Here is a 10,078-nt window from a genome sequence, read left to right as displayed (position 1 = left end):
GTACAGGAATATCAACCTGTTGGCCATCGGATACACCTTTCGGTCTCTCCTTAGGTCCCGACTAACCCAGGGCGGACGAGCCTTCCCCTGGAAACCTTAGTCTTACGGTGGACAGGATTCTCACCTGTCTTTCGCTACTCATACCGGCATTCTCACTTCTATGCGTTCCAGCGCTCCTCACGGTACACCTTCTTCACACATAGAACGCTCTCCTACCATACCTATAATAGGTATCCACAGCTTCGGTAATATGTTTTAGCCCCGGTACATTTTCGGCGCAGGGTCACTCGACTAGTGAGCTATTACGCACTCTTTGAATGAATAGCTGCTTCTAAGCTAACATCCTAGTTGTCTGTGCAACCCCACATCCTTTTCCACTTAACATATATTTTGGGACCTTAGCTGGTGGTCTGGGCTGTTTCCCTTTCGACTACGGATCTTAGCACTCGCAGTCTGACTGCCGATTATATCTCATTGGCATTCGGAGTTTATCTGATATTGGTAATCCGGGATGGACCCCTCAATCAAACAGTGCTCTACCTCCAAGAGACTTAACATCGACGCTAGCCCTAAAGCTATTTCGGAGAGAACCAGCTATCTCCAAGTTCGTTTGGAATTTCTCCGCTACCCACAAGTCATCCAAGCACTTTTCAACGTGCCCTGGTTCGGGCCTCCAGTGAGTTTTACCTCACCTTCACCCTGCTCATGGGTAGGTCACATGGTTTCGGGTCTACGACATGATACTAAAGCGCCCTATTAAGACTCGGTTTCCCTACGGCTCCGTCTCTTCAACTTAACCTCGCATCATATCGTAACTCGCCGGTTCATTCTACAAAAGGCACGCTCTCACCCATTAACGGGCTCGAACTTGTTGTAGGCACACGGTTTCAGGTTCTATTTCACTCCCCTCCCGGGGTGCTTTTCACCTTTCCCTCACGGTACTGGTTCACTATCGGTCACTAGAGAGTATTTAGGGTTGGGAGATGGTCCTCCCGGATTCCGACGAGATTTCTCGTGTCTCGCCGTACTCAGGATACTGCTAGGGTTTAAGATTATTTCGATTACGAGGCTATTACTCTCTTTGGCTTACCTTCCCAGGTAATTCTTCTATAATCTTGCGTCCCACAACGCAGTCCTACAACCCCGATGTGTAAACACATCGGTTTGCCCTCTTGCCGTTTCGCTCGCCGCTACTAAGGCAATCGCGTTTGCTTTCTCTTCCTGCAGCTACTTAGATGTTTCAGTTCACTGCGTCTTCCTCTTCATTACCTTAACAGTAATGAGTGACATGCTTCACATGCCGGGTTCCCCCATTCGGACATCTCTGGATCAATGTTTACTTACAACTCCCCAAAGCATTTCGTCGTTAGTCACGTCCTTCATCGGCTTCTAGTGCCAAGGCATCCACCGTGCGCCCTTATTAACTTAACCTTATTTTGGTCTATTGACCTTAAACTCATTAAATCACAGCGTTTCGGTTTATTTCTTGTTACTTTCTACAATTATTTCTAATTGTGGAATTTGATATAGATATTCAATTTTCAATGGACAATCACTTTGAATCTTTCGATTCAATGGAGCCTAGCGGGATCGAACCGCTGACCTCCTGCGTGCAAAGCAGGCGCTCTCCCAGCTGAGCTAAGGCCCCACAAGACCTCTCAAAACTAAACAAGACTACCAAACGTGCTTCCGTTTTTCCTTAGAAAGGAGGTGATCCAGCCGCACCTTCCGATACGGCTACCTTGTTACGACTTCACCCCAATCATCTATCCCACCTTAGGCGGCTGGCTCCTAAATGGTTACCTCACCGACTTCGGGTGTTACAAACTCTCGTGGTGTGACGGGCGGTGTGTACAAGGCCCGGGAACGTATTCACCGCGGCGTGCTGATCCGCGATTACTAGCGATTCCGACTTCATGTAGGCGAGTTGCAGCCTACAATCCGAACTGAGATTGGCTTTAAGAGATTTGCTTGCCGTCACCGACTTGCGACTCGTTGTACCAACCATTGTAGCACGTGTGTAGCCCAGGTCATAAGGGGCATGATGATTTGACGTCATCCCCACCTTCCTCCGGTTTATTACCGGCAGTCTCGCTAGAGTGCCCAACTAAATGATGGCAACTAACAATAGGGGTTGCGCTCGTTGCGGGACTTAACCCAACATCTCACGACACGAGCTGACGACAACCATGCACCACCTGTCACCGATGTTCCGAAGAAACTTTCTATCTCTAGAAATAGCATCGGGATGTCAAGACCTGGTAAGGTTCTTCGCGTTGCTTCGAATTAAACCACATGCTCCACCGCTTGTGCGGGCCCCCGTCAATTCCTTTGAGTTTCAACCTTGCGGTCGTACTCCCCAGGCGGAGTGCTTAATGCGTTAGCTGCGGCACTAAGCCCCGGAAAGGGCCTAACACCTAGCACTCATCGTTTACGGCGTGGACTACCAGGGTATCTAATCCTGTTTGCTCCCCACGCTTTCGAGCCTCAGCGTCAGTTACAGACCAGAGAGCCGCTTTCGCCACCGGTGTTCCTCCATATATCTACGCATTTCACCGCTACACATGGAATTCCACTCTCCCCTTCTGCACTCAAGTTTAACAGTTTCCAAAGCGAACAATGGTTAAGCCACTGCCTTTAACTTCAGACTTATTAAACCGCCTGCGCTCGCTTTACGCCCAATAAATCCGGACAACGCTCGGGACCTACGTATTACCGCGGCTGCTGGCACGTAGTTAGCCGTCCCTTTCTGGTAAGTTACCGTCACTGTGTGAACTTTCCACTCTCACACACGTTCTTCTCTTACAACAGAGCTTTACGATCCGAAAACCTTCTTCACTCACGCGGCGTTGCTCGGTCAGGGTTGCCCCCATTGCCGAAGATTCCCTACTGCTGCCTCCCGTAGGAGTCTGGGCCGTGTCTCAGTCCCAGTGTGGCCGATCACCCTCTCAGGTCGGCTATGTATCGTCGCCTTGGTGGGCCGTTACCCCACCAACTAGCTAATACAACGCAGGTCCATCTACTAGTGATGCAATTGCATCTTTCAAGCATCTAACATGTGTTAAACACTGTTATGCGGTATTAGCTATCGTTTCCAATAGTTATCCCCCGCTAGTAGGCAGGTTACCTACGCGTTACTCACCCGTTCGCAACTCCTTCTACTCTAGCAAGCTAAAGTAGTCAGCGTTCTACTTGCATGTATTAGGCACGCCGCCAGCGTTCGTCCTGAGCCAGGATCAAACTCTCATTTAATCTTGTTCTCATTCTGTCACTGACAGATTTATTTCTTTACAGGTCGATTTCTCAACCCGCACGTTTGGTTCGTCTTGTTCAGTTTTCAAAGGTCTTTGTCTCTCGTGAGACAACTTCTATATTCTATCAAATCTAAAACAGATTGTCAACTATTTTTTAAGTTTTTTCAAATCTGTTTCATTCTGATTACTGCCGACCATCTCGGACAACAGCTATATTAGTGTATCATCTCAAACTTACTTTGTCAACATCTTTTTTAGATTTTCTGTAAGCCTGACTCCTGCTCTCTTACGACAGCTCAATTAGTATACTAAACTTAAGATAAACTGTCAACTACTTTTTGCATTTTTTACTGTAGCGATATTAACTCCTAGTGGTATGCTCAACCCTTAACGGCAGTTATATCTTCCTATATTTGATTTTTTCCTATCATAAAATATTATGCACCACAGAGGACTTATATTGTGAACTGCACCCCAAAAGTTGGACAGAAAAAAAATCTAACTTTTGGGGTGTTATTTTTATGAAATTAAGTTATGAAGATAAAATCAAGATTTATGAACTACGGCAAAGTGGTCAGTCTATCAAGTCCTTGTCAAAGCAGTTTGCTATCGCAGAATCCAGCGTAAAATATATGATTCGATTGATTGACCGATACGGAATAAACATTATCCAGAAAGGGAAGAACACCTATTATCCTCCAGAACTCAAGCAGGAAATGATTGATAAAGTTCTGATTGATGGTCACTCTCTCAATCAAGTAGCTCTTGAGTACCTATTTGTTTATCATCCTTTAGTTTTAGATAAACATTTAAAAGTAAGTATTCTCTATTAAATGGAGGAATACATATCTTAGCTAGTTTAGTTGCTATTAAGTCTTCTATTGCCTTAATATCATTGTTTTGAAGTAATGCAAGACAGATTTTTAGGAGTTTCTTTCTGATGATCACTGGAATAATTCCAATAACAGCAATCACTATAACAGCAACTAACATAGCATTCATACTTTTATGCCCCTTTCTCAATCAACTTTATAATATCATTTAATTCATCAATAATTATATCTGCTTGGCTTTGATCCAAGCCAAACTTATCATCTTTTAAAGCCAATACCTTAATACCAGCTCTATTGGCAGCTAATATTCCTTTAGGTGAATCCTCAATAATAATACCTTCATCTTTATTCACATTCAATTCTTTGATTGTATGTAAATATATTTCTGGATTGGGTTTACTTTCTTTGAATTGTTCACCACTTACTATAAGTGTGAAATACTTTCTTAAATCAGCTTGATCTAATGCAGTATTAATAGTATTTAAACTTGAAGAGGACGCTAACGCAATTTTATAATGTTCACTTAAGCTTTCTAAAACAGAATAGATCTGTGGTCTAACGACTGCTTTATAATCACAATCAAATGAACGAAAATATTCTTGAAGCATATTTTTAAATGTAATGAAATCTGTTTTGTTGTTCCACATTGTGTATGCTTGTTCATAATATAATTTACTATCAATACCAATAAGAGGAATACAATCACTTACTTGTATTTCTATATCATGTTGTTTAAAAAATCTTATCAAATCATTTATATACATGGTTTCACTATCAAAGATGACACCATCCATATCAAAAATTATCGTTTTAATCGTCTCCATCATAATTCACAAAATTCTCCGTTTTTGCAGCTGCGATAGCCTTAAATTCTTTTAATAATGGATGTTGATAAATAGAGTGTAAGTCATTTGAAACAATATAACTTAATAATTGTACAAATGGTAGATACACAAGTGGACTTAATTCACTTGATACCGTATCACTCAAACTTAAAACATGCTCATCACTCGATAATTGAGGGTTGTTTGAAATCAAATAAACTCGATTTGTGACTTTTCGTGTAGCCTTATATACTTGTTCTACACGTCGACTTGCACCATCGTTTCCATCAAAGAAAATCACATTGTATTGTGGCGTTAATTGAAGGTTTGGTCCATGGATATACTCTTCAATTTCATAACAGCAACTTGGAATATGAATGGTTTCACCCATTTTTAATGCACTTTCAAGTGCTGTTCCATAATTAGCACCCGCTCCACAACTGTAAACCCAGGACATAGATGAGAAATTCTTATAATGTTGCTGAATAAAGTTTGTAGCCTGATCAATCATTTCTTCATTTAAATCAGCTGCTTTCTTTAATTCATCCAAATACTCCGTCTTTCCAGAATACGCAATTGCGAATAAATCTAAGAATAACGCAAGTGAAGAAACACCCTTTGTAACATAGCCAACTAATTCTTCACCAACGCCATATTCAATCACAATATCCGCAACATCTTTTACATCGCTGTTTTTATTTCCTGTTAAACAAATAGCTCTACATTCTTTTTTCTTTATGATTTTTAATGCTTCTATTGCATTTGTACTTAACCCACTCTGTGTAAGCACTAAAACTAAGTCGTTCTCCTTAATGTTATTTTCATAATACGTAAACGTGTATGGCGTAATGATTCTTACTTCTAAACCACTTACTTTTTCCACAAAGCTTCTTGCACAATAACAAGCATTATGACTTGATCCGGAAGCTACAAGTAAAATACGTTTGATTTCCTTTTGTTGCACTTCCTTCATCAATGGTTCAACCAATGTAGTATATTGTTCAATATTCGTTCGTAATACGCCTGGTGTTTCTTTTACATAGTCAAGCATTGTTAATTTTTCCATAATGTACCCCTCTAATCATTAATACATAAAAGGTGGAATAAATCCACCTTTGTATTTTAGTATTCTAATCTTCTGTAGTAACGACGGATTTCCATTGGGTGACGAGTTTCGATTTCCATGTGAACATCAATTCTGTTGTTTACAGCATGCATTACGTGGTGAGATAAATGTTTACGATATTTTTCACTGATTCCCTTTAATTCGTAATCTTTAGAGTCAATAATTGTGTAGTTTTCACAAATTCTTGGAATAAAGTTGGCTACACGTTCAGATAATGGACGTTGAGCATCTTCACCGATATAAATTGTAACTGGTGTTTCTTTCGTTACGATTTCAAACATACCGTGGAAGAATTCATTAGATGTGATTGATTTAGTTTTTAACCATAATTGTTCTTCCCAATAGCACATTGCGTATGAATAAGTAGCTCCCCATTGATTTCCAGCACCTACAAAGTAGTGCATTTCATCATTCCAGTGTTTTTTAGCAAATTCAACAGCAAATGGTTCAGCTTTCTTCTCTACTTCTACTAATGCTTGTGCCAAGTGTTCTTCGAATTCTTTATACATATCTTCGTAGTCAGCAAATTCGCCATTATTGAACATGAAGCGGTCAGCAACCATGAAGAACTTTAATTGCTCGTTAACTGGGTAAGAGATCTTGTAGTCTCCTAGGTCTAATAAGATTGCTTCTTTAGCATCAACAAATGAGATAACTGTAGCGCCAACTTCTGCTTTGATCTTTTTAATAGCATCAACTACTTCTTTAGTGTTTCCAGTTACTGAAGAGATAATAACAACTGTATCTTTAGTAATACGTTTGTTTCCTGTAGTTAAGTATTCAGCAGCATTTTCTGCCCAAGTTTCAATAGCACTCATTTCTTTCATGTGTACTGTAGCCTGCATAGCACTTGCCCAAGTACCACCAACACCTAACCAGCAGATGTTTGAATATCCACGTTCGCAGATTTCATCAACGATTTCGTTGATTTGAGGGCGTAGAGCCAATGCTCCATTTACGCTATCGATTTTTTCTTGTTCATTAAATTTAATCATTTTATTGTCCTCCATATATTTAAATTTATTAACAACCTAAGATACCAAAGAATGATCCGACCAATCCGATCACAACACAAATTAACAACAATGTAGTTGTCTTAATATTTTTCTTCTTCAACAAATAGTAAACCAATAATGTGAATAATAATGGCATCAAACCAGGCATGATATTGTTGAATACATCATTTAATGTAGTGGCTTCATCACCAGAACCAAATGCCAATGGGAATTTGATTGAAACGTTTTCAGCTGTCATACCACCAACAACCATCAATCCTAAAACGCTTGCTGCATAAGTAAGTTTTGACATCAATCCATTTTCCTGGATCTTAGCCAAGAATCCACTACCTAATTTATAACCAGCGTTCATTAAGTAATAACGTAATCCTTGAGCAGGAATATTGAAAATCAATAAGAATAAGATAGGTCCTAAGATATTTCCTTGATTCGCTAATGATAGACCCACACCCGTAGCGATAATACGTAATGTTCCCCAAATGAATGAGTCACCAATACCAGCTAAAGGTCCCATCAATGAAACTTTTACACTGTTGATACTTTCTGTATCAAATTCAGGATCATTTGCATTACTTTCTTCCATAGCAGCACTAATACCTAAAATTAATGTTGCCAATTGTGGAGTTGTATTGAAGAATTCCAAGTGACGCTTCATAGCTACAGCCTGGTCTTCTTTATTTGAATATAATTTTTTAATTACTGGCAACATACTGTAGCAGTATGACATATTCATCTGTCTTTCATAGTTCCAAGACCATTCCAATCCAAATGAACGCCAGAATACTTGATTTAATTCCTTTTTAGTTAATTTATTAGAAGTCGTCATCTTCGTCTAATCCTCCTTCTGTAGCTGTTTGAGCTGAATTGCTACGTAATTGAGTTAATACGATGGCAATAATAGCTCCAAAAATTGCGATTGCAGTTACTGGAATTCCTAAGTATACGCTTAATGCGAATCCTAAGAAGAAGAAACATGCAACTTCTTTGTCCATAATCATCATCAACAATAAACCGAATCCAATTGCAGGTAATAAGCCCATTGTGATTTGTAAACCATTTGAAATCCATTCAGGAATTACATTTAATAAAGCCTGTACAGCAGGTCCACCAGCATAGTAACCACATGCTACGATAACACCGATAATTAAGTTAACACCGAAGAATCCACCTAATAAGTGCATTCTCGCAACTCCAACCATATTTCCTTCAGCTGCATATTTATCTGCTTTGTGAACAAATGGAGGTAAAATGAATACCATTCCAACGTTTTTTGCGATCAACACTAATGAAGCAACTGGTAAACCTACAGTTAATGCAGTTTCTGGTCCCGCTCCTGTTGTAATTGTGAAAGCTGTTCCTAATACAGTTCCTGAAATCATTTCAGGTGGAATACTAGCACCGATTGAGAAAGCTCCCATAAACGCTAATTCTAATGTTGCACCTAAAGTAACACCTGTTTGAACATCACCAAGTACAATACCTGTTAAAGTACCCATAACCAATGGTCTTGACAGCAAACTTGTACCGAACAAATACTCAGCATTTCCAAGCATTGCTACCAAGCCAAGTAAAATCGCTTGTAGTAACATATTTCTCCTCTTATAATACTTTTTCTACATTTACTGGACTATCTTCTGGAACCATCTGAATTGTTACATCCACACCTGATTCACATAATCCTTTTAAAATTGTTTCTTCTGCTGGAGTAATATTCATTGCCTTTGAAATATTACGAGTTTCCGCAGTAGCCTTAGTACCACCAAGATTTAATTTGTTGATGTTGCACTCTTTACACAATCTTTCAGCGTCCTTAATAGATTCAACGACAGCCAATAATTTGTATTTGTCTGTAACACCACTGTTGATCGCATTCACTGCATCATCCATACTTTTAATAACTAATTTCACACCACTTGGCTTTGCCATCTTGATTGATGTTTTTCTTAAATCATCTTTCATAACTGCATCACACGCAATTAAGATACAATCTGCTTCAACTGCATTTTTCCAAGAAAAAGCAACTTGACCATGTAACAATCTGTGATCCACTCTTAATAATTTAATCATTTTCTTCTCCTCCTATTAGAAATCTTCATCATCTTCATCTTCGCTTGTCATTCCATTCATAACAGTCATTCCATCTTTAGCTGCTTCGATCAAATCGTTCGCTTCTGCTAGTTCAAGTTTTCCGTTCAAGCCTTTCATTACTGCATCTAATACTAGTCCCATGTTCATTCCTGAAAAGACCAGTACATTATCTAATATTGCAAGTTTAGATAATGCTGTGTGAACACTTCCACCTTTAATATCACACAAGATTAAGATTTGTTCTTCACACTTTTTTGCTTCTTTCAAAACTTCTTGATAAAAATCTTCAGGATTTTGTCCAGGAAGCAAGCTATATGTTTCTATATCCCTAGCTAAATCTCCAACAATCATAGAAACTGAATCTTTCATCCCTTTAGATAATCCTCCATGCGATGCAAGTATGATTTTTGCCATATTCTCTACACTCCTTTCTTTTTCATTGAATAGTGTCAATGATTTTTTCACCAAATTGGACATCTTTATTTTAATACTATTATCCGTGAATTGCAAGCGATTTCGAAAAAACTTTCTAATGAGTACATGTTTACCTACTTGACAAACTCGGACCAGATTGAACCTTTACATGCGGACTATCTCAATAATACCCTCAAACGGATTATCAGAAAATACAAGTTAAAATCTATCAGTCCACACGGATTTCGATATACTCATGCTACCCTTATGACAGAAATCGGAATTGACCCAACTAATACCTCTAAACGTTTAGGGCATGCAAGTAATCAAATGACACTTGATATTTATACCCATACAACAAAAACTGGAGAGCAAAACTCCATCAAAAAATTTGCGGAGTATCTCAATCAAGCAAAATAATATCTCTTGATTGAGATTTTTTCTAGAATAAAGTTTCTAAAGGGTTATCAAAAAGGTTATCACAAGTTCAAAAACATCAAAAAAAGCACCCTGCGAAATCTTC

At 39.1% G+C, this 10,078-nt stretch carries 8 protein-coding genes, 1 tRNA gene, 2 rRNA genes and 2 pseudogenes (1 of these 13 cut by a window edge); 2 read left to right on the top strand and 11 right to left on the bottom strand.

Going from position 1 to position 10,078, the window contains the following annotated elements:
• The 3 genes from CCC20_RS07230 to CCC20_RS07220 all read right to left on the bottom strand — a co-directional run.
• Nucleotides 1–1,431, bottom strand: a 23S ribosomal RNA gene (locus CCC20_RS07230) (it extends 1,470 nt beyond the left edge of the window).
• A gap of 144 nt (nucleotides 1,432–1,575) precedes the next feature.
• Nucleotides 1,576–1,648 (bottom strand) — tRNA-Ala (locus tag CCC20_RS07225).
• Nucleotides 1,649–1,703: 55 nt separating this feature from the next.
• Nucleotides 1,704–3,252: ribosomal RNA gene (locus CCC20_RS07220) — 16S ribosomal RNA — on the bottom strand.
• The 16S and 23S rRNA genes sit together here with 1 tRNA gene alongside, the layout of an rRNA operon.
• A 523-nt stretch (nucleotides 3,253–3,775) precedes the next feature.
• Between CCC20_RS07220 and CCC20_RS07215 the strand changes: the two are divergent.
• Nucleotides 3,776–4,027: pseudogene (locus CCC20_RS07215) on the top strand (IS3 family transposase); the annotation flags it as partial.
• Here CCC20_RS07215 and CCC20_RS07210 read toward each other — a convergent pair.
• Genes CCC20_RS07210 through CCC20_RS07175 form a run of 8 tightly spaced genes read right to left on the bottom strand, consistent with a single transcriptional unit; the run spans nucleotide 4,005 to nucleotide 9,555 of the window.
• Nucleotides 4,005–4,256, bottom strand: coding sequence for a hypothetical protein (locus CCC20_RS07210; RefSeq protein ID WP_058692715.1), 252 nt, complete (start codon nucleotides 4,254–4,256; stop codon nucleotides 4,005–4,007). The pseudogene CCC20_RS07215 and the gene CCC20_RS07210 overlap by 23 nt on opposite strands.
• Before the next feature lie 4 nt (nucleotides 4,257–4,260).
• Nucleotides 4,261–4,914 (bottom strand): HAD family hydrolase, encoded by a 654-nt coding sequence (locus CCC20_RS07205; protein WP_058692714.1) that lies wholly within the window; start codon nucleotides 4,912–4,914, stop codon nucleotides 4,261–4,263.
• Nucleotides 4,898–5,977: an SIS domain-containing protein gene (locus CCC20_RS07200; RefSeq protein ID WP_058692713.1), complete on the bottom strand. Its 1,080-nt coding sequence runs from the start codon at nucleotides 5,975–5,977 to the stop codon at nucleotides 4,898–4,900. The genes CCC20_RS07205 and CCC20_RS07200 overlap by 17 nt, the downstream gene beginning before the upstream one ends.
• Nucleotides 5,978–6,033: 56 nt before the next feature.
• The gene (locus CCC20_RS07195) at nucleotides 6,034–7,032 is read right to left on the bottom strand and encodes an SIS domain-containing protein (protein ID WP_058692712.1); all 999 of its coding nucleotides are present in this window, start codon (nucleotides 7,030–7,032) and stop codon (nucleotides 6,034–6,036) included.
• 28 nt (nucleotides 7,033–7,060) lie between these two features.
• Nucleotides 7,061–7,879 carry a PTS system mannose/fructose/sorbose family transporter subunit IID gene (locus CCC20_RS07190; RefSeq protein WP_069789201.1) on the bottom strand — a complete coding sequence of 273 codons (819 nt, stop codon included), beginning with the start codon at nucleotides 7,877–7,879 and terminating at the stop codon, nucleotides 7,061–7,063.
• Nucleotides 7,866–8,642 carry a PTS mannose/fructose/sorbose/N-acetylgalactosamine transporter subunit IIC gene (locus CCC20_RS07185; RefSeq protein ID WP_069789200.1) on the bottom strand — a complete coding sequence of 259 codons (777 nt, stop codon included), beginning with the start codon at nucleotides 8,640–8,642 and terminating at the stop codon, nucleotides 7,866–7,868. Before CCC20_RS07185 ends, CCC20_RS07190 begins: the two co-directional genes overlap by 14 nt.
• A 10-nt stretch (nucleotides 8,643–8,652) precedes the next feature.
• Entirely contained in the window at nucleotides 8,653–9,120 is a 468-nt protein-coding gene (locus CCC20_RS07180) for a PTS sugar transporter subunit IIB (protein WP_069789199.1), read from the bottom strand.
• A 15-nt stretch (nucleotides 9,121–9,135) separates the two neighbouring features.
• Nucleotides 9,136–9,555: a PTS sugar transporter subunit IIA gene (locus tag CCC20_RS07175; RefSeq protein ID WP_069789198.1), complete on the bottom strand. Its 420-nt coding sequence runs from the start codon at nucleotides 9,553–9,555 to the stop codon at nucleotides 9,136–9,138.
• A gap of 114 nt (nucleotides 9,556–9,669) precedes the next feature.
• Here CCC20_RS07175 and CCC20_RS07170 point away from each other — a divergent pair.
• A pseudogene (locus CCC20_RS07170) lies at nucleotides 9,670–9,975 on the top strand (tyrosine-type recombinase/integrase); the annotation flags it as partial.
• Between the last annotated feature and the right edge of the window lie 103 nt (nucleotides 9,976–10,078).

The organism is Streptococcus sp. LMAG:39 (assembly GCF_008680485.1).
Classification (GTDB): domain Bacteria; phylum Bacillota; class Bacilli; order Lactobacillales; family Streptococcaceae; genus Streptococcus; species Streptococcus pasteurianus.
This window is presented reverse-complemented; position numbering and strand designations above follow the sequence as displayed.

Excerpts from the sequence above, each read along its gene's own strand:
- CCC20_RS07210 (WP_058692715.1), bottom strand. The coding sequence starts at position 4,256 with ATGAATGCTATGTTAGTTGCTGTTATAGTGATTGCTGTTATTGGAATT.
- CCC20_RS07205 (WP_058692714.1), bottom strand. The coding sequence starts at position 4,914 with ATGATGGAGACGATTAAAACGATAATTTTTGATATGGATGGTGTCATC.
- CCC20_RS07200 (WP_058692713.1), bottom strand. The coding sequence starts at position 5,977 with ATGGAAAAATTAACAATGCTTGACTATGTAAAAGAAACACCAGGCGTA.
- CCC20_RS07195 (WP_058692712.1), bottom strand. The coding sequence starts at position 7,032 with ATGATTAAATTTAATGAACAAGAAAAAATCGATAGCGTAAATGGAGCA.
- CCC20_RS07190 (WP_069789201.1), bottom strand. The coding sequence starts at position 7,879 with ATGACGACTTCTAATAAATTAACTAAAAAGGAATTAAATCAAGTATTC.
- CCC20_RS07185 (WP_069789200.1), bottom strand. The coding sequence starts at position 8,642 with ATGTTACTACAAGCGATTTTACTTGGCTTGGTAGCAATGCTTGGAAAT.
- CCC20_RS07180 (WP_069789199.1), bottom strand. The coding sequence starts at position 9,120 with ATGATTAAATTATTAAGAGTGGATCACAGATTGTTACATGGTCAAGTT.
- CCC20_RS07175 (WP_069789198.1), bottom strand. The coding sequence starts at position 9,555 with ATGGCAAAAATCATACTTGCATCGCATGGAGGATTATCTAAAGGGATG.